17 protein-coding genes are annotated in these 19,528 nt (G+C 63.0%); 7 read left to right on the top strand and 10 right to left on the bottom strand.

The window, feature by feature from the left end; translation table 11 throughout:
- Positions 1-2,100 carry a polyphosphate kinase 1 gene (ppk1, locus tag AC07P1_RS17175; protein WP_494696960.1) on the bottom strand — a complete coding sequence of 700 codons (2,100 nt, stop codon included), beginning with the start codon at positions 2,098-2,100 and terminating at the stop codon, positions 1-3.
- Between the two features lie 316 nt (positions 2,101-2,416).
- Here ppk1 and pstS point away from each other — a divergent pair, with 316 nt between their 5' ends.
- The 7 genes from pstS to phoR all read left to right on the top strand — a co-directional run bounded on the left by pstS (position 2,417) and on the right by phoR (position 9,135).
- Positions 2,417-3,463, top strand: a complete 1,047-nt coding sequence (pstS, locus tag AC07P1_RS17170) for a phosphate ABC transporter substrate-binding protein PstS (protein ID WP_315222399.1) — start codon at positions 2,417-2,419, stop codon at positions 3,461-3,463.
- Between the two features lie 151 nt (positions 3,464-3,614).
- On the top strand, positions 3,615-4,613 hold the full coding sequence (gene pstC, locus AC07P1_RS17165) for a phosphate ABC transporter permease subunit PstC (RefSeq protein WP_494696959.1): 999 nt from the start codon (positions 3,615-3,617) through the stop codon (positions 4,611-4,613).
- A complete protein-coding gene (pstA, locus tag AC07P1_RS17160) occupies positions 4,610-5,509 on the top strand; it encodes a phosphate ABC transporter permease PstA (RefSeq protein WP_494696958.1) in 900 nt (299 codons plus the stop codon). The genes pstC and pstA overlap by 4 nt, the downstream gene beginning before the upstream one ends.
- A gap of 49 nt (positions 5,510-5,558) precedes the next feature.
- A complete protein-coding gene (gene pstB / locus AC07P1_RS17155; RefSeq protein WP_494696957.1) occupies positions 5,559-6,362 on the top strand; it encodes a phosphate ABC transporter ATP-binding protein PstB in 804 nt (267 codons plus the stop codon).
- Positions 6,363-6,394: 32 nt separating this feature from the next.
- Positions 6,395-7,111, top strand: a complete 717-nt coding sequence (gene phoU / locus AC07P1_RS17150; RefSeq protein ID WP_494696956.1) for a phosphate signaling complex protein PhoU — start codon at positions 6,395-6,397, stop codon at positions 7,109-7,111.
- A 9-nt stretch (positions 7,112-7,120) separates the two neighbouring features.
- The gene (locus tag AC07P1_RS17145; protein ID WP_090320876.1) at positions 7,121-7,810 is read left to right on the top strand and encodes a response regulator; all 690 of its coding nucleotides are present in this window, start codon (positions 7,121-7,123) and stop codon (positions 7,808-7,810) included.
- Positions 7,811-7,821: 11 nt separating this feature from the next.
- Positions 7,822-9,135: a phosphate regulon sensor histidine kinase PhoR gene (gene phoR, locus AC07P1_RS17140; RefSeq protein WP_494696955.1), complete on the top strand. Its 1,314-nt coding sequence runs from the start codon at positions 7,822-7,824 to the stop codon at positions 9,133-9,135.
- Positions 9,136-9,161: 26 nt separating this feature from the next.
- On the opposite strand, the gene AC07P1_RS17135 is transcribed toward phoR, so the two are convergent.
- From AC07P1_RS17135 to AC07P1_RS17095, 9 genes are all read right to left on the bottom strand, one after another.
- On the bottom strand, positions 9,162-9,563 hold the full coding sequence (locus AC07P1_RS17135; protein ID WP_494696954.1) for a VOC family protein: 402 nt from the start codon (positions 9,561-9,563) through the stop codon (positions 9,162-9,164).
- A gap of 21 nt (positions 9,564-9,584) precedes the next feature.
- Positions 9,585-11,468, bottom strand: coding sequence for an AI-2E family transporter (locus AC07P1_RS17130; protein ID WP_494696953.1), 1,884 nt, complete (start codon positions 11,466-11,468; stop codon positions 9,585-9,587).
- A gap of 340 nt (positions 11,469-11,808) precedes the next feature.
- Positions 11,809-12,105 (bottom strand): hypothetical protein, encoded by a 297-nt coding sequence (locus tag AC07P1_RS17125; protein WP_494696952.1) that lies wholly within the window; start codon positions 12,103-12,105, stop codon positions 11,809-11,811.
- Between the two features lie 129 nt (positions 12,106-12,234).
- Positions 12,235-12,576, bottom strand: coding sequence for a YkvA family protein (locus AC07P1_RS17120; protein WP_494696951.1), 342 nt, complete (start codon positions 12,574-12,576; stop codon positions 12,235-12,237).
- A 127-nt stretch (positions 12,577-12,703) separates the two neighbouring features.
- Positions 12,704-14,233: an HAL/PAL/TAL family ammonia-lyase gene (locus AC07P1_RS17115; RefSeq protein ID WP_494696950.1), complete on the bottom strand. Its 1,530-nt coding sequence runs from the start codon at positions 14,231-14,233 to the stop codon at positions 12,704-12,706.
- Positions 14,234-14,246: 13 nt separating this feature from the next.
- Entirely contained in the window at positions 14,247-15,080 is an 834-nt protein-coding gene (locus AC07P1_RS17110) for a quaternary amine ABC transporter ATP-binding protein (RefSeq protein ID WP_494696949.1), read from the bottom strand.
- On the bottom strand, positions 15,077-15,958 hold the full coding sequence (locus AC07P1_RS17105) for an ABC transporter permease (protein ID WP_494696948.1): 882 nt from the start codon (positions 15,956-15,958) through the stop codon (positions 15,077-15,079). The genes AC07P1_RS17110 and AC07P1_RS17105 overlap by 4 nt, the downstream gene beginning before the upstream one ends.
- Positions 15,959-15,965: 7 nt before the next feature.
- On the bottom strand, positions 15,966-17,036 hold the full coding sequence (locus tag AC07P1_RS17100) for an ABC transporter substrate-binding protein (protein WP_494696947.1): 1,071 nt from the start codon (positions 17,034-17,036) through the stop codon (positions 15,966-15,968).
- 32 nt (positions 17,037-17,068) lie between these two features.
- Positions 17,069-19,375, bottom strand: a complete 2,307-nt coding sequence (locus AC07P1_RS17095) for a TonB-dependent receptor (RefSeq protein ID WP_494696946.1) — start codon at positions 19,373-19,375, stop codon at positions 17,069-17,071.
- Between the last annotated feature and the right edge of the window lie 153 nt (positions 19,376-19,528).

Below are 19,528 nucleotides of genomic sequence, written 5' to 3'. Positions count from 1 at the left end.
TTATTCTCCGCCGAGGTTGCCCCCGGGCGTGCCCAGCGTCTGCATCAGATGTTGCTGGGCGCTGAAGCCGACTTGCTTGGCGCGCGTCTTGCGGCGCGTGTAATGCCCGTCCGCCTCCAGCTCCCACGCGTTGACGTTGTCCTTTAGGTACGGATTCAAGCCCTCGGCCAGCACGCGCCGCTTGAGGGTTTTGTCCAGTATCGGGAACGCCACCTCGATGCGGCGGAACAGGTTGCGGCTCATCCAGTCGGCGCTCGACAGCATCACGTCGTGCGCCAGATCGTTGCGGAAGTAATAAATACGGCTGTGCTCCAGGTAGCGGCCGATGATCGAGCGCACGCGGATGTTTTCCGACAGCCCCGGCACACCAGGCTTCAAGGTGCACGCGCCGCGCACGATCAGGTCGATCTTGACGCCGTCCTTGGACGCCGCGTACAGCGCGCGGATCACCGATTCGTCCACCAGCGCGTTCATCTTAACAATAATACGTCCGGGCCGGCCGGCGCGCGCGATACGCGCCTCGTTGCGGATGGCCTTGATGATCTCGTTTTGCAGCGCGAACGGCGCCAGCCATAAGTGCGTCAGCCGGTGCGGCTTGGTCAGGCTGGTCAGGTGGATGAACACCTCGTTGACCTCCTGGCTGATGCCCGGATGGCAGGTGAGCAGGCCGAAGTCGGTATAGAACTTGGTCGTCGTCGGGTGGTAGTTGCCGGTGCCGAGGTGGGCGTAGAAGCGCAGCTTGCCTTCCTCGCGGCGGATCACCAGCGCCACCTTGGCGTGGGTTTTCAGGCCGACCACGCCGTACACCACCTGGGCGCCGGCCTGTTCCAGCTTGTCGGCCCAGTTGATGTTGGCTTCCTCGTCGAAGCGCGCCTTGAGCTCGACGATGACGGTCACTTCCTTGCCCATGCGCGCGGCCGTGATCAGCGACTCCATCAGGTCCGAGTTCATGCCGGTGCGGTAGATGGTTTGCTTGATCGCCACCACGGCCGGGTCGAGCGCGGCGCTGCGGACGAAGTCGATGACTGTCTGGAACGACTGGAACGGATGGTGCAGCAGGATATCGCCCTTGCGCAGCGCGGCGAAGATGTCGGCGCTGCCGGGTTTCTGGGCGATGCCGGGGAAGAACGGCGGGAAGCGCAGCGCCGCATTGTCGACGTGGTCCATGATCTCGGTCAGGCGCACCAGGTTGACGGGGCCGTTGACCGCGTACAGTCGGCTTTGGTGCAGGCCGAACTGGTCGAGCAGGAATTGCGACAGTTCCGGCGGGCAGTTCTTGGCCACCTCCAGCCGCACCGAGGTGCCGAACTGGCGGCCCTGCAACTCGCCTTTGAGCGCCTGGCGCAGGTTCTTGACCTCGTCCTCGTCGACCCACAGGTCGCTGTCGCGGGTGACGCGGAATTGCGAATAGGCGATCACTTCGCGCCCGGCGAACAGGTCGGAGATGTGTGCGTGGATGATCGACGACAACAGGCAGAACGACACGCCGCCGCTGTCGGACAGCTCGTCCGGCAGGCGGATCACGCGCGGCAGCACGCGTGGCGCCTTGACGATGGCGATCGCCGTGCCGCGGCCGAAGGCGTCCTTGCCGTTCAGCGAAACGATGAAATTGAGACTTTTATTGACGACCTGGGGGAAGGGGTGGGCCGGATCGAGGCCGATCGGCGTCAGCAGCGGTCGCACCTCGGTGTCGAAGTATTCCTTGACCCACGCGCGCTGGGCTTCGTTGCGCTCGTTGTGGCGCACCAGGTGGACGCCGTTGGCGGCCAGTTCGGGCAGCACTTCCTGATTGAGGATTTCATATTGGTGCTCGACCAGTACATGGCATTCCTCGCAGATGCGCGAGAGCGTGGCGACCAGGGCGGGGTGGTTGGCCAGCGAGCCGTCGACGCTGCCGGCGGCCAGCAGGCTGGCCACGCGCACCTCGAAAAACTCGTCCAGGTTGCTGCTGGCGATGCACAGATAACGCAGACGCTCTAATAAGGGAATGTTCTTGTCTTCGGCTTGCGCCAGAACCCGCCGGTTGAACATCAGTTGCGACAGTTCCCGGTCCAGAAAAGCAGAGTTCTTATTTACTTCAGCATGCAAGTCAGGCTTCATGTCTTTTTAATCACTTTGCAGATGGGGTAATTCTAGCCTGTATCGACAGAATAATGATTGCAACAGTGTAAATACAAAATATGACAACTCCGTGACATGGCATGTCATAAATGACGTGCGGGCTTGTCACAATTGTGACAAGAGGGCGTAACATGAGGCGGTCCGTTTGTGACATTTTAGCCGTTCCCATAGGGGAAGCGGCGCGCAAAACATGGACACATGGTTATTTCCGAGATTTTTTTGGCATGTCATAAACCCGTCATATTGCCCCGGTAGACTGCGCAGCATCCTAACCTGTCATAACAAAGGACTTGAAATGCGAATCAAACAATTGATCTCTTCCCTGGTAGTGGGCGTGTCTGCCGTGATGGCATTCTCGTCGGCCGCCACCGCCGCCGATATGACCGGTGCCGGCGCCACCTTCCCGTACCCGATCTACGCCAAGTGGGCCGAGCAGTACAAAGCCGCCACCGGCAACGGTCTGAACTATCAGTCCGTCGGCTCGGGCGCTGGCATCAAGCAGATCAAAGCAAAGACCGTCGACTTCGGCGCGTCGGACATGCCACTGAAAGCGGAAGACCTGGACGCCGAAGGCCTGATGCAGTTCCCGGCCATCATGGGCGGCGTGGTCACCATCGTCAACCTCGACGGCATCACCCCTGGCCAGCTGAAAATGACCGGCCAGATCGTCGGCGACATCTACCTGGGCAAGATCACCAAGTGGAACGCTCCTGAAATCGCCGCCGTCAACCCGGGCGTCAAGCTGCCGGCCGAAGACATCACCGTGGTGCACCGCGCCGACGGTTCGGGCACCTCGTTCCTGTTCACCGACTTCCTGTCGAAAACCAACCCTGAGTTCAAGACCAAAGTCGGCTCGGGCACCGCTGTGAAGTGGGTGGTCGGCGTGGGCGGCAAGGGTAACGAAGGCGTCGCCGCCAACGTTCAGCGTATCAAGGGTTCGATCGGCTACGTCGAGTGGGCTTACGCTAAAAAGAACAAGATGTCGCACACCCAGCTGAAAAACAAGGACGGCAACTTCCTGCAGCCTGACGACGAGTTCTTCAAAGCCGCCGCCGCCAACGCCGAGTGGACCAAGACCCCGGGCTTCGGCGTCGTGCTGACCGACCAGGCTGGTAAAAACTCGTGGCCGATCACCGGCGTGTCGTTCATCCTGATGCACAAAGTGCAGGCCGACGCCAACAAGGGCAAGGAAGTCGTCAAGTTCTTCGACTGGGCCTTCAAATCGGGCGGCAACGCTGCCGTCGAACTGGACTACGTTCCGCTGCCAGCCTCGGTTGTCAAACTGGTGCAGGATTCCTGGAAGGCCAACCTGAAAGACGCTTCGGGCAAGGCCATCTACTAATCCTGACTCCCTTCGCCGCCGAGCAAGTTCAAGGCGGCGAGGGGGTTAGCCTGCTGCGCCCAACCGGACGCCGCAGGCTAGCCTACATCAACGAGATAACAATATGAGCGCTGATATCACTTCCACGCCACTTCCAAAACCGGAGCAGTCGATGCACACCAGCACAGCACAGGCGACCGCTGCCGAGCAAGCTGCCACGCAAGCGATGCACCGCACCATGCGCAACCAGCGCATCCAGGATTTCTTCTTCCACAAAGTGACGATGACGTTCGCGCTGTCCGTGCTGGCGGTGCTGCTTGGCATCATCATCTCGCTGATGATCGGCGCCTGGCCGGCCTTCAAGGAGTTCGGCCCGGCCTTCATCACCACCGTCGAATGGGACCCGGTCAACGATAAATATGGCGCCCTGATCGCCATCGTCGGCACCCTGGCCACGTCCGGCATCGCGCTGCTGATCGCCTTCCCGGTCAGCTTCGGCATCGCCTTGTTCCTCACCGAAATCTGCCCGGCCTCGCTGCGCCGTCCGCTGGGCACCGCCGTCGAGCTGCTGGCCGGCGTGCCGTCGATCATCTACGGCATGTGGGGCCTGTTCGTGTTCGCGCCGCTGTTCGGCGACCACGTGCAGCCCTTCCTCAAAGCCCTGCTGGGACCGCTGCCGATCATCGGCCCGTTCTTCAGCGGCCCGACCATGGGCATCGGCATCCTGACCGCCGCGCTGATCCTGGCCGTGATGATCATCCCGTTCATCTCGTCGGTGATGCGCGACGTGTTCGAGATCGTGCCGGCCGTGCTGAAGGAATCGGCCTACGGCCTGGGCTGCACCCGCTGGGAAGTGGTGCGCAAGATCGTGCTGCCTTACACCAAGACCGGCGTCGTCGGCGGCGTCATGCTCGGCCTGGGCCGCGCGCTCGGCGAGACGATGGCCGTCACCTTCGTCATCGGTAACGCCAACAAGCTGTCGTTCTCCTTGTTCGCCGCCGGTAACTCGATCGCCTCGACCTTGGCCAACGAATTCGCCGAGTCCGACACCGTGCTGCACACGTCGTCGCTGTTCGCGCTGGCACTGATCCTGTTTGTTATCACGTTTATCGTTCTGTCCGCCGCCAAATTGATGTTGGCCGGCATGTCCCGCAAGGAAGGCATCAAATGAACCAAGCCGTCATCAATTCCGCGCACACGCCTGTACCTCCGGCTGCGCCGGTCAACAAGGTCTACCGCAAGCGCCTGCTGAAGCACCGCATCGGCATCGCGCTGTCGGTGTTCGCCATGACCATCGGCCTGGCCGTGCTGTCGTGGATCCTGATCACCCTGATCATCAAGGGCTTCGGCGCGCTGAGCGTGAACATGTTCACCGAAACCACGCCGGCCCCGGGCAGCGAGGGCGGCGGTCTGGCCAACGCCATCTTCGGCAGCTTCATGATCGTCGGCCTGTCGACGTTGCTGAGCACGCCGATCGGCATCCTGGCCGGCATCTACCTGGCCGAATACGGCGAAGAGAACAAGATCGCCGCCATCACCCGTTTCGTCACCGACATCATGCTGTCGGCGCCGTCGATCGTGATCGGCATGTTCGTCTGGGCCATGTACGTGGCCACCACCAAGCATTACTCCGGTTACGCCGGGTCGATCGCGCTGGCGCTGATCGCCATCCCGGTCGTGGTGCGCACCACCGACAACATGCTGCGACTGGTGCCGAACAGCCTGCTCGAAGCGGCCTTCGCCCTTGGGGCGCCGCGCTGGAAAGTGGCGATGACGGTGCGCCTGCGCGCCGTCAAGGCCGGCGTCATCACCGGCGTGCTGCTGGCTGTTGCCCGCATCTCCGGCGAAACCGCGCCGCTGCTGTTCACCGCGTTGAACAACCAGTTCTTCAGCAAGGACATGAATGGCCCGATGGCCAACCTGCCGGTCGTGATCTACGGCTTCGCGATGAGCCCTTACGACAACTGGCGCGACCTGGCCTGGGGCGGCGCGTTGCTGGTGACCTTCAGTGTGTTGGCGCTGAATATCATCTCGCGCACCCTGTTCAGCCAAAAAATCCCGAATTAAGAATTACGCAGCGACACACCCCCGTCGACCACTAGAAAAGCGATCGAAAATGAATACGCAACTGAGCCCAGAGAACACCGCAGCCATGACCGGCAACAAGCGCAAGACCATCGAAATCACCGGCCTGAACTTTTTCTACGGTAAGACCCAGAGCCTGACCAACGTCAACCTCGACATCCACGAGCGCCAGGTGACGGCCTTCATCGGCCCGTCGGGCTGCGGCAAGTCGACCCTGCTGCGCACCTTGAACCGCATGTACGACCTGTACCCCGGCCAGCGCGCCGAAGGTTCGATCATGTACCGCGGCCGTAACATCCTGGAAGAAGGCCAGGACGTCAACATGCTGCGCGCCAAGGTCGGCATGGTGTTCCAGAAGCCGACGCCGTTCCCGATGTCGATCTACGACAACATCGCCTTCGGCGTGCGCCTGTATGAAGACCTGTCGAAGGGCGAGATGGACGAGCGCGTCGAGTGGGCGTTGAAGAAGGCCGCGCTGTGGGGCGAGGTCAAGGACAAGCTGACCAAGAGCGGCCTGTCGCTGTCGGGCGGCCAGCAACAGCGCCTGTGCATCGCGCGCGGCGTGGCCGTTAAACCGGACGTGCTGCTGCTGGACGAGCCGACCTCGGCGCTGGACCCGATCTCGACCTCGAAGGTCGAAGAGCTGATCAGCGAACTGAAGCAGGATTACACGATCGCCATCGTCACCCACAACATGCAGCAGGCCGCGCGTTGCTCGGACTACACCGCCTACATGTATCTGGGCGAGCTGGTCGAATTCGGCGAGACCGATCAGATCTTCATGAATCCGGCCCGCAAGGAAACCCAGGACTACATCACCGGCCGCTTCGGCTGATTGCAATTATAATATCGGATACGGAGAAGAATATGATCGGTGAACATTCATCCAAACAGTACGACAACGAACTGGAAGCCATTCGCTCCAAGGTGTTGCTGATGGGCGGCATCGTCGAGACGCAGTTCCTCGACGCCATGACCTGCTTCCGCATCGGCAACCCCGAGCGCGCCGACCGCGTGATGCGCGAGGACGACACCGTCAACCAGCTGGAAGTGTCGCTGGACGACGCCTGCAGCCACCTGATCGTGCGCCGCCAGCCGGCCGCCAACGATCTGCGCACCATCATGGCGACGATCAAGGTCATCACCGACCTCGAGCGCATCGGCGACGAAGCCACCAAGATCGCCCGCACCGCCAAGGCGCTGCACGGCCGCGGCGCGGTCACCGTCAACCACTATGAAATGGTGCGCGGCATCGCCAACAACACCAGCGACATGCTGCACGACGCGCTCGACGCGTTCGCCCGCAACGACGGCAAGCAAGCCTTGCAGCTGATCGCCCAGGACGCCGTGATCGACCACGAGTTCCGCTCGATCATGCGCAACCTGATCACCTTCATGATGGAAGATCCGCGCACCATCTCGGCCGCGCTGGACACGCTGTGGGTCGCCAAGGCGATCGAGCGCATCGGCGATCATGCCAAGAACATCGCCGAATACGTCATCTACGTCGTTGAAGGCAAAGATATCCGTCACACCAAAACCGTGCTGCCGATCCCCGACGACGTCCCGGCGCAAAGCGAGTAAAACAATAAAATGGCATCTGATAAAACCACAGTACTGATCGTTGAAGATGAACCGGCGATTGTCGAACTGGTGACGTTCTCGCTGCGCGAGGCTGGCTGGAATTGCTGCGCGGTGCAAAGCGTGGGCGAGGCCTGGGATTTCATCCAGACCCGCACCCCGCAATTGATTTTGCTCGACTGGATGCTGCCGGACCAAACCGGCCTGCGCCTGCTGGCGCGCATCCGCTCCGACCGCCAGTTCAACGAGATCCCGGTGATCATGTTGACGGCCAAGAGCATGGAAGAGGACAAGCTGGCCGGCCTGAACAGCGGCGCCGACGACTACGTCACCAAGCCGTTCTCGCCGCGCGAGCTGCTGGCCCGCGCCAAGGCGTTGTTGCGTCGCAAGAGCCCGGAACATGCGCAAGCCACGATGCGCGCCGCCAACGTCATGCTGGACCCGGTCAGCTGCACCGTCTCGATGGACGAGCAGAAGATCGACATCGGCCACGCCGAGTACAAGTTGCTCAAGTTCCTGCTGGCGCATCCGGAGCGCGTGTTCTCGCGCAGCCAGCTGCTCGACAAGGTCTGGGGCGACCACGTCGTGATCGAGGAACGCACCGTCGACGTGCATGTTTTGCGCCTGCGCAAGGCCTTGAAGGAAGCTGAGCATTTGATTAAGACCGTACGTAGTGTAGGCTACATGCTTTCGGAAAAATAAGTCTCACAAACATGAATCCAAAACTGGTGTTCTGGGTGCCGGCAGCGTTGCGCACCGCTCTTATTCTGGCGGTATGCGCCTTGCTGGGCTGGATGTTCGGATGGATGACCGGTCTGGTGGTCGCCCTGGTGGCGATGCTGGTGATGGTGTTCGTGCAGCTGTCCTACCTGTACCAGCTGAGCAACTGGATGGACGATCCGCAAAGCGCCAAGCTGCCCGACGGCTGGGGCGCCTGGACCAACATCTTCTCGCGCCTGTACCGCATGCGCCGCGACGACGAGAAGAACCAGGCCGAGCTGACCGAATGGCTGGCGCGTTTCCGCCAGGCCATGCACCTGTTGCCGGACGGCGTGGTCATCATGGACGACGTGCTGTTCCTGGAATGGTGCAATCCGGCCGCCGAAAAACACCTGGGCCTGACGCACGAGCGCGACAAGGGCATGCGCGTGACCAACCTGGTGCGCAATCCCGACTTCATGGATTACATCATCCTCGGCCGCTACGAGCAGCCGCTGACGATCAGCTTCCGCGAGCGCAAGCTGATCGTGCACATCATTCCGTTCGAGAACCGCCGCCAGATCCTGGTCACGCACGACGCCACCGAGACCGAGCGCATCGAGGAGATGCGCCGCGACTTCATCGCCAACGCCTCGCACGAGCTGCGCACGCCGTTGACGGTGATCGTCGGCTTCCTGGAGATCGCCGCGTCGGAAGGGCTGGATGTGGCCACGCGCTCGGCGCACCTGAAGCTGATGACGGAGCAGGGCCACCGCATGCAGCACCTGATCGAGGACATGCTGACCTTGTCGCGGCTGGAGTCGGTGGACTATCCGATGCGGCCGGAGCAGATCGACGTGCGCAAGCTGATGGAGCAGGTGCTGCGCGACGCCCGCGCGCTGTCGGCCGGCAAGCACGAGATCACGATGGAGTTCGACGGCCCTGACATCATGGGCAGCTACGAGGAGTTGCACAGCGCCTTCGGCAATTTGGCGTCGAACGCGGTACGCTACACGCCGGCCGGCGGCAAGATCACGCTGGTGTGGCGCGAGTTCGACGGCGGCGTCAAGTTCAAGGTCGAGGATACGGGCATCGGCATCAGTCCCGAGCATATCTCGCGGCTGACCGAGCGTTTCTACCGGGTCGACAAGAGCCGCTCGCGCGAAACGCAGGGCACCGGGCTGGGCCTGGCGATCGTCAAGCACGTGCTGCTGCGCCACGGCAGCACCTTGCAGATCAAGTCGGAAGCGGGCAAGGGCAGCAGCTTCATCGTGTGCCTGCCGAAAACGGCCATCGTTCAGCGCCAGCCGGAGTTGATGCTCAACTGAGGCGTGTCGTCATCCGGCCGCTGATGTCAGGTGCCTTGGTTGATTTTCCACGGAACGCCAAAACGGTCGATCACAATGGCATAGCAGGGCGACCAGAATGTTCTCTGCGGCGGGAGCACGACATGCCCGTCGGTTTGCAAGGCCTCGAAGAAAGATCTAACCTTCGCCTCCGAGTCGACACCGAGCAGCACATAAAAGCCCTTCGGCTTCTCGTATTTGGTCGGATCCACATCCGCACCAGCCAGCTCAACACCATCGATGCTTATATTCGCATGGACGATTTTATCCCCATGCGACGCCGGCGACGCAGGAATCGGGGCGTCTTTAAGCCGAAGCATCGTGCCGATCTTCCCACCCAGGTGTTCGGCGTAGAAGTTAAACGCCTCCTCACACTGTCCGTTGTAATCGATATGAAATGACAAGCTCATGCTGGATACGTCCTCAAAAGGTTACGTCGCTTTGCTTTGCAACGCCTTCACGCAACTTTGCAGCGCGTCCTCAAACGAATAGGATACGTGATCTGCCTGGTCGAACGTGCACTCGCGCAAATCGGGATTCTCAAACGGACTAGGCAACAACACGGCGAACTGCTTGCAATGCGGCAGGCTTTCGCGGAACTTTTGTATCGCCTGCTTCATCTTGTCGCGGTCGTTAAGCGGATCGATGCTGACCAGGCATACGATGGAGACCAACTCCGGTGATGCCTCGGGCGGCGCCGGTTCGTCCAGATCTTCCATGCTCATGCTGCGGGCGTCGATCTTCTGCTCGCGCAGCACGCGCACCAGGATCTCCGTGGCCAGCTCGTCGAACTGGCCGTCGAGCCCGATCGTCAACACCAGACTCCCGGCCGGCACATCGAACGATCCCTGCCACTCGCCGGTGGCCGAGATGCGGCTTTCGCGCAATTGGCGGCCGATACCGCCCCCGGCCAGCGCCGACACGCTCTTGCGCCGCTTCCACCACTTCGGATTGCCGCTCAGTGCCTCGATGACCGCGATGACGGCCGTGCTGACCTTGACTTCCTCCTCCGGCGTGATGGCGTTGTCCTTCAGGTCGAAATGCGCCAGGTGCAGCGCCGGCACCAGCACGCCGTCGCAATACGCTGCCAGCGACTTGTGCTGCATGTAGCGCTTGGCGCTGGCGACGATCTCGTGGGCGTCGCCGGACAGGATGCGCTGGTAGAAGTTCTGCGGCATGGTCAGCGCCGGCAACTCGCCGAACATGATCTCCAGCACCTTCAGCGCGCGGATGTAGCGGCCCGCCACCACCAGGCACAAGGTCAGCGGCGTCGACAAGACCAGCCCGACCGGCCCCCAGATCGCGCTCCAGAAGATCGCCGCCACCACCACCGACAGCGGCGACAGGCCGGTGGTGTGGCCGTACAACTTGGGTTCGATGGTCTGGGCGACGATGATGTCGACCACCAGGAACCAGCCGAACGTCATCAAGGCCGTGGACCAGCCGGGGTCGATGGCGGCGGCCAGTAGTGTGGCGCAGAACGCGGCCATCCAAAAGCCGACGTAAGGGATGAAGCGCAGCACGGCGGTCATGGTGCCCCATAGCAGCGCCTGCGACAGGCCGATCACGCTCAGGCCGATCCAGATGGCGATGCCGGTGCAGGCGTTGACGGCGAATTGCGAGATGAAGAAGCGCGATAGCCGCTCGCCGGCGTCGTTGACGGCGATGGTGGTGGCGCGCAGGTCGGCGCCGCCGGCCAGGCGGATGAAGCGGTCGCGCAGCGCTTCGTGTTCCAGCAGCACGAAGATCAGCACGATGAAGACGATGCCGGCCATCTCCAGCGGCGGCCAGACCGAGGCGATGATCTTGCCCAGCAGTTGCAAGGGTTTCAGCGCGGGCTCGTGGATTTCAACCGGCACCGGCGTGCGGCTGGCCCCCGGCAAACCCCGCTGCGCATCGAACGGCGTGCCTGGCACGTCTTGCGTGAGATGTTCGATCAATTGGCCGGCCGGACCGCCCAGGCTGCCGATGGTGCCGCGCGTGAGGCTGTCGAGCGCCTCGACCTTGGCGGCGATGGTGTCCTGGTATTGCGGCAGGCTGGCGCCGAGGCGGCTGACTTGCGAGATGATCACCGCGCCTATCAGCAGCAGCGCGGCGGTGACGAGCAGCACGCCGGTCAGCACGGACGCGGTCTGGCCCAGGCCGATGCGGCGCAGCGAGCGCACGAACGGCGCGATCAGGAAGCTGAAGATGAAGGCGAGCGTGATGGGGATGAGTACGTCGCGGCCGAAGTACAGCAGGCCCAGCACTGTGGCCGTACCGACCAGGCCGACAACGGCGTTGGGCAATGCGCGGGCGGGGAGCGAGTCTGACACGTGTTCCTTGTGGGTAGTCTGCGGGAGGCGGGCACGAGCCTGCTTTCCGAGCCTAAATTAAGGGCTATCGTGTGTCAATGCTTCTTACCTGGTTTGATGCAAGCCGCAAGGGGGATTTTGGCGCCGCCGGCGGCGCATGCATGGCGGATTACGCTGCGCTAAACCGCCCTGCGTGTCTGCGTGGGAAGGAGAGGGCGCGAGACCACAGCGATACGTAGGGCGGATTAGGCGGAACGCCGTAATCGGCCATCGTCGGGCCGCTGGCGGCGCATCCATGGCCGATTACGCTGCGCTAATCCGCCCTACGTGTTTCAGATGACGCTTGATTGAGCGGCGATATTCAGGTCGTGCTGCGACGCAGGTAATTGGCCGGGGTCGAAATCGGCAGATCGGAGACGGTGACCGAATTGGCCAGGGCCACCTGGTCGGCTTCGCGCAGTTTGGCGTCGGGGGCGAGGACGCGCGCGATGACTTGCGGGTTGATATTAATGCTCTGCAAAAACTCGACCGCGCTTGGCGTGCCGATATCGCGTTGGACTTCCAGCGCTTGCCGGACGATGAATTCCAACGAATGCCAACCCGCCGTTTCCGACGTCTCCGGCGGTCGGCTCTGACGTCTGTCGTGCTCTGGACTCATGTCGTACTCCTTGCAACGGGGATGAAAAAAGATGGGAAGAAATTTGAATGAGTCCAATTGTAGCCTAACTCGCGGCCCCGCAACACCATACATCGCGACGATTTCCGCATAGCAGAAACTAGTCGCTTACTAGCCGCCGAACCATTGTTTAAGCGTGTCCCTGGCTTTTTGCACGTGCTCGTCCTTGATGTGCGCGGCGACGGCGGTGGCGGCGGCGATCAGCACGCCGATATCGTCGGTGTAGCCCAAGGCCGGCAGCAAGTCCGGTATCGCGTCGATCGGCGAAATAAAATAGCCGAGCGCGCCGTAGATCGTGGTCTTCGCCCACAACGGCGTGTCCGGGTCGGTGGCGGAGTAGTACATCTTCAGCGCCTGTTCGAGCACTTTTTGCCCGGCGGTTTTCGCGTGGGTCTTTACCTTGTTCCAGAAGCCGGCATCGGAATAGTGCGACGCGTACTCGGTCTTGGCCATCATTGTTCTCCCTCAAGCACAACATTGAACTGCGTAGTTGCAGCCAGTGTAGCTTGCCCGGACGTAAAGCTCAAAATCCTACGGAACATTTGGCCGCCGCCAGTATCAAACGCTTAAACCAAGGGCGTCACAGCGCGCGGCCCAGTGCGGCCTCGAAGATGCGCAACTGCTCGCGGTCGTCCAGCAGATAGTCGGCGCGCATGATGTCGTGGGCGACAATGCGGTCTTCCAGCAGCGGCTCGACCTTGGTACGCAGATAGGCCAGCCCCAGTGCCGTGCCTTTGCCCAGCCGCATGCCGGGGTGGAAGTACAAGCCCTGGCCGGCCGTGATGTATTCGATGGCGAGCACCTTTTGCACATTGCCGAGGATGCGCAGCAGGTTCAGCGTGGCGGGCGTGCCCATCGACAGGTGGTCCTCCTGCAAGGCCGAGGTGATATAGTTGTCCAGCACCATGGGCTGCGCCAGGATCTTGTTCTCCGCCACCAGCGAGGCGGCCGCGTATTGCACGATCATCAGGCCGGAGTTGACGCCGCTCTCGGCGATCAGGAACGGCGGCAGGTCGCTGACATAGGGGTTGACCAGGCGGTCGATGCGGCGTTCGGCCACGCCGCCCAGTTCGGCCACGGCGACCGATAGCGAAGTGGCCGCCATCGCCATCGCCTCGCCGTGCGGATTGGCCTGCGAGATGACGCGGTAGTTGTGGATATCGCCGAACACCAGCGGATTGTCGTTGGCCGATTGCAGTTCGATGCCGATCAGCCGTTCGGCGTGCGCCAGCTGCTCGCGCGCGGCGCCGTGGATTTGCGGCATCGAACGCAGGCTCAGCGCGTCTTGCGTGCGGATGCCTTCGCCGCTTTGCAGCACCGCGCTGTCCGCCAGCAGGGCGCGCAGATTGGCCGCCACCTGGATCTGGCCGGGATAGGGCTTTTGCGCCATGGCCTCGGCGTCGAAGGCGCTGAGCTGGCCGCGCAGCGCCTCAAAGCTCATCGCGCCGATGATGTCGGCCCAGCAGGCCAGCCGCTTGGCGTGGTCCAGCGCCAGGCACAGCAGCCCGGTCATGCACGGCAGGCCATTGACCAGGCTCAGGCCGTCCTTGGCGCCAAGTTCGACCTGCTTCATGCCCAACATCGCCAGCGCGGCGTCGGCCGGCATCAACTGGCCGCGGAAACGCACTTCGCCCAGCCCGATCAGGGCCAGGCCGACGTGGGCCATGTGGGTCAGGTAGCCCACCGAGCCTTGCATCGGCACCACCGGCGTCAGCCCTTCGTTGAGGAAGTCCAGCAACTGGCGCACCACCGGCGCGCTGATGCCCGAGTGGCCACGGCTGTAGTTGATGATCTGCGCACACATGATGGCGCGCGTTTCGACCACGCCCAGCGGCGCGCCCAGGCCGCAGGCATGGCTTTTGAGCGTGCGGCGCGACAATTCGCCCAGTTGCGTACCGGTCAGCACCACCTCCGACAGCGCGCCGAGGCCGGTGTTGATGCCATAGGCCTTGACGCCGTCCGCGACGATGCGCTCGACGATGAGGCGGGCGTTGTCGATACGTTCCCACAGGGCGTCGCTCAGTTCCAGCCTGGCGCCGTTGGCCACCATGACCACCTGTTGATAGGTGGCGGGCGCTTGGGCGCTCAATACGACGATGTCCGCTTTCATGGCCGTGTCCCCTTTATGCAGGCTGTGGCGCGGCATGACCGCGCTTTTCGACGAATTTGCGCACGTAGTCGTCGGCCGGCGATCGCAAAATCTGGTCCGGCGTGCCGACCTGCACCAGCTTGCCGTCGCGCAGGATGGCGATGTGGTCGCCCAGCTTGAGCGCCTCGTCCAGGTCGTGCGTGATGAAGATGATGGTCTTGTGCAGCGTCGATTGCAATCGCAGCAGCTGGTCCTGCATGTCGTCGCGGATCAGGGGATCGAGCGCGCTGAAGGCTTCGTCCATCAGCAGGATGTCGGTGTCGGCCGCCAACGCGCGCGCCAGGCCGACCCTTTGCCGCATGCCGCCCGACAATTCGTCCGGATACTTGGCTTCGTAACCTTTCAGGCCGACCCTATCCAGCCAGTTGCGCGCCACCGCGTGCGCCTGCGTTTTATCGTCGCCGCGGGTCAGCAGGCCGAAGGCGGCGTTGTCCAGCACGGTCTTGTGCGGCATCAGGCCGAAGCCCTGGAACACCATGCTGATGGTCTGGCGCCGCAACTGGCGCAGCTCCGCGTCCGACATCGCCAGCACGTTGCGGCCATCGATCAGGATTTCGCCCGCGCTCGGCTCGATCAGCCGGTTGAAGTGGCGCACCAACGTGGATTTGCCGGAACCGGACAGGCCCATGATGACGAAGATCTCGCCGGCCTTGATGTTGAGCGACACGTCGCTGAGGCCGACGTTGCAGCCGGTGCTGGCCAGCACCTGGCCCTTGTCGCCGCCGTCGCGCAGCATCTTCAATCCCTGTTTCCAGCGCGGCCCGAAGATCTTGCAGACATTTTTGACTTCGATCTTGTAGTCGTTCATTTTGTCCCCTTGCCGGCCTGCGCCAGACGTTGGCGGCTGTCCTTGCCGTAGCCCTGGGTGATGCGGTCCATCACGATCGCCAGGATGACGATGGCGATGCCCGCCTGCAGGCCCTTGCCGATGTTGACGGTCTGTATGCCTTCCAGCACATCCTCGCCGAGGCCGCGCGCGCCGATCATCGAGGCGATCACCACCATGCCGAGCGCCATCATGATGGTCTGGTTCAGGCCGGCCATGATGCTGGGCCGCGCCTGCGGCAACTGCACCTCGATCAGCAGTTGCCAACGGGTCGTGCCGAACGACGTGGCCGCCTCGACCAGCTCCTCGCTGACCTGGCGGATCCCCAGGTCGGTCAGGCGCAGCAGCGGCGGCGTGGCGTAGATGATGGTGGCCAGGATGGCCGGCACCTTGCCCAGGCCGAACAGCATCAGCACCGGCACCAGGTAGACGAAGCTGGGCATGGTCTGCATCACGTCCATGACCGGCATCAGCACGTTGCGCAGCCCGTTGCTGCGGGCGCTGAGGATACCCAGCGGCACCGCCAGCAGCACCGAGATCGTGGTGGCGACGATGACCAGCGCGAGCGTCTGGATCAACTGGTCCCACAGGCCGAACGAGCCCACCAGCAGCAGGCACAGGGTGAAACCGATGGCGTGCGCCAGCCGCCGCGTCGCGTGCAGGCTGAGCAGGAAAACGGCGGCCAGCACCAGCCACCACGGCAGGGCGCGCAGCGCGCTCTCGAACGGCACCAGCACATTGCGCAGCAGCCAGATCGAGGCGTCATGGAAGCTGTCGCCGAAACGGCTGTTGATGGCGTCGACCGCCGTGTTGATCGGCTCGACCAGGGAAATGCTTAGCGCTTCCGGAAAGGATGACATAAAAACCTTATTTAAGACTTGCACTGATTCTGGCGGCGTTCCCGGCCGGCATCCACGTCTGCCAGATGGCCGGCTGGCGCTTGAGGAACTGTTGCGCCAGCACGGCCGGCTCGATCTTTTTGGCCTCGCGCTCGGCCAGCAGCGCGTTGAGCAGGTCGGCCGGCATGTTCATCTTGTCGAACAGCGCCATCAGCACCGGATCGGCATCGTGGAACACGCGCGACACACCCACTTGCAGTTTGTTGGGCGGGTTGACGGTGCCGCAAGGCTTGGTATGGTTCTGGTTGGTCAGCGTCTGCCAGCAGGCCTGCGAGAACGCCGGTTCCTCCAGGCGGATGAACCTGTAGCGGCCCATCATCGCCGTCGGACTCCAGTAGTAGAACAGTACCGGCCGGCCGCGCTGCACCGCCGAGGCGATCGCCGCGTCCAGCGCCGGACCGGTGCCGGGACGGAAGTTGATGTAGCTGCCGCCCAGGCCGTAGGCCTTGAGCTTTTGCGTGTTGACGCCCTGGCAGGTCCAGCCGGCGGGGCAGTTGAGGAAGCGGCCCTTGTCCGGTTCCTCGTCGTCCTGGAACAGGTCCTTGTATTGCCGCAGGTCGGCCACCGATTTCAGGCCGGGCGCCCGGGCCTTGATGCCGCGTTTGGCGTCACCCAGCACCAGGTACTCCGGCACGTACCAGCCTTCCACCGCGCCTTTGATGATCTCGCCCATGCCCACCACCTTGCCGGCCTTGGCAGCGTCGTTCCAGGCGGTGCTGCGACCGATCCACTCCTCGGCGAAGACCTGGATGTCGTTCCGCGACAGCGCCAGTTCCATCGCGATGCTGTTGCCGGGCATGGCGTCGGTTTTGCAACCATAGCCCTGTTCCAGCACGTAACGCATCACCTCGGTCAGCAGGCGGGCGCTTTCCCAATTCAGGCCGGCGAAGTTGATGGTCTTGCCGCTGGCGCACCAGCTCGACGTTGCCGCCGCCGAAGCGGGGGCGGGCGCCGTTGCCGCAGCCGGTGCCGCCGCCTGCGCCGCGAGGGCGCCGGACAGCAGCATCAGGACGATGGCGTTATTGCGGGATTTCGTCATTGGCTCATCCATCAAAGGTGTAAAACGCCGGTTCAGAAGCGCGCCTTGACCCGCACGCCCACGGTGCGCGGACGCGCCATGAAGATCGTGTCGCCGGGTTGCAGTCCGTTTGGATCGCGGGTGACGTCGACGATCTTGGTGCCGTTGTTCAAATTGGTGCCGAACAGGCCGAACTCGTATTTGCCCGATTTGTACGACAGCGCCGCGTTGAGCATACTCGACGATGGGATTTCCGCATAGTTACTGCCGGTCGGGGCGAAGTCCGTGTAGGAGTTGCCGCGATACGAATAGGTGGCCGAGAAGCCCACTTCGTCGTTGTCGGCCAGCGGGACGGCGTAGTTGAAGGTGACGTTGGCGGTCACGCGCGGCGCGTACGGCGTGCGGGTGCCGGCCGGGGCCGATTGTGCGGCCAGCGGCGTGACGATGTCGGACTTGGCCTTGGCGTCCGTGTAGGCGGCGTTGAAGCCCAGGCTCATGCGGCGCGCCAGCTTGACCATCGATTCGATCTCCAGGCCCTGGCTGCGGATCTTGCCGGCGTTTTGCGTGTAGTAATACGAACATGGCAGGTAGTTCGCCACCTGTACTTTTTCCCAGTCGATCAGGAAGGCGGCCACGTTCAGGCTCACGCGCTGGTTCATGAACGTGTTCTTCGATCCCAGCTCGTAGCTCCACAACTGGTCGGGGCCGAAGCTGGCCGGCGCCTGGATGCCGCATAGCACTTGCGGCACAGGCTGGTTGTTGCCGCCGTAGCGGAAGCCTTTGCCGGCCTGGGCGTACAGCAAATGTTCCGGGTCGAGGTGGAAGGCGGCGGCGAAGCGCGGGTTGCCGCCGCGCGCGCTCGACTTGCTGTGCACCACGTTCGGCGTGCCGACCGGGCTGTCGACCGTGGCCGCCGGGGTGTTGCCGTAGTAGCCGGTGAAGCGCAGGTCGAAGTCCTCCTTCTGCGTGAACAGGCGCACGCCGGCGGTCAGGTCCAGTTTGTCCCACACGGTGTAGCTGGCCTCGGCGAACAGCGCGGCCTGGCGCGAGCGCGAATCCTGGGTGCCGGAGAACTGGTCGTTCTCGTTGAAGGCCAGGTCGTTGGCCTTGGAGCTATAGCCGGGGAAGTCGTAGGTGGCCGCGTACAGCGCGTCCATGCCGTGGGTTGGCTCGTCCTCCCAGAAGTTGCGCTTGCCGCTTTGCAGGAACAGGCCGCCGGTCCATTTCAGCGGGCCCGGTTCGGTCGAGTTGAGGCGGAACTCCTGCGCGAAATCCTGCAGCTTGTTGGCGATGGTGTAGTCGGCTTGCACCAGGCTCTGGCCGGGGAAGATGAAGGCGGTGGTGTTGTATTCGTCGGACTTGACGTACAGCGTCTTGCGGTGGATGTAGGTGGTCGACGATACCAGCTCGGCCTTGGCCATCTTGTAGTTGACGGCCAAGTTGTAGAGCTGCATGTCGTCGTTGCTCTTTTGCTCGGTCATGGCGCTGGTGGTGAACGGCGCCAGGCCGCGGAAGGCGCCGTTGAGTCCGCCTTTCAGGCTGGAGGCGGTGACGCTGGCGTCCACCGTCAGGTCCGGCGATGCCTGCAGCCGCATGGCGACGCGGCCCTGGTGGGTGGTGGTGTCGTTGGTGCGCTCGCCGTTGACGGTGTTGCGGATGTAGCCGGTGTCCTCGCCGGTGTAGCCGGTCACGCGCAGGCCGAGCACGCCTTCCTTGACCGGGACGTTGACCATGCCGCGCACGTTGCCGTTGTTGCCGCCGTTGCCGGAAGTCTTGGAACCGACCGCCTCGAACGAGCCGAACACAGAGTCGAGGTCCGGCTTTTGCGTGATCTGGCGGATGGTTCCGGCCATGGCGCCGGCGCCGTACAGCGTGCCCTGCGGGCCGCGCAGCACTTCGATGCGTTCGAGGTCGAGCACCTTGAGGTCGGGATTGCCGGACTTGAGCGTGACGGGCATGTCGTCCACGTATACCGCCACCAGCGAGGCGTCGGCCACCTCCGACGGCGTGATGCCGCGCACGACCAGGCCGCGCATGGTGATGTTGTTGACGCCGGGGCCTTGCTCCTGCATATCCAGCGACGGCGCCACGCGGGCGATGTCGGCCAGGCCGCCGAGGCCGAACTTGGCCAGGCTCTCGGGCTTGATGGCGGTCAGCGCCATCGGCACTTGCTGGATCTCCTCGGCGCGCGCCGAACGGGAGGCGGTCACTTCGATGCGCTCGATCTTGTCGCCGTTGTCGGCGGCCGGCGACGCGGCGCTGTTCGTGGTCGGCGCCGGCGTCGGCGAAACCTGGGCCGACACCATCGCACTGGCCGATACCATCGCCAACGCACTCAACCCCATCAGTTTTTTGCTCATTTTGATTTCCCTCTGGTCTAGCGGCATGAAATTGCACCATCACGGGGCGGGCGCCACATAACGGGGCGCTGTTTGCTCATCGTTTCGGCGGACTACAACGTATCGTTGGCTATATTTGTCTATACAGCTTCGGTTATGTTGTCTATACAAATA

It is taken from the genome of Duganella sp. GW821-FHT07F09 (assembly GCF_059418705.1).
The sequence above is the reverse complement of the archived record's forward strand: the minus strand, read 5'-3'. Positions and strand labels throughout refer to the sequence as shown.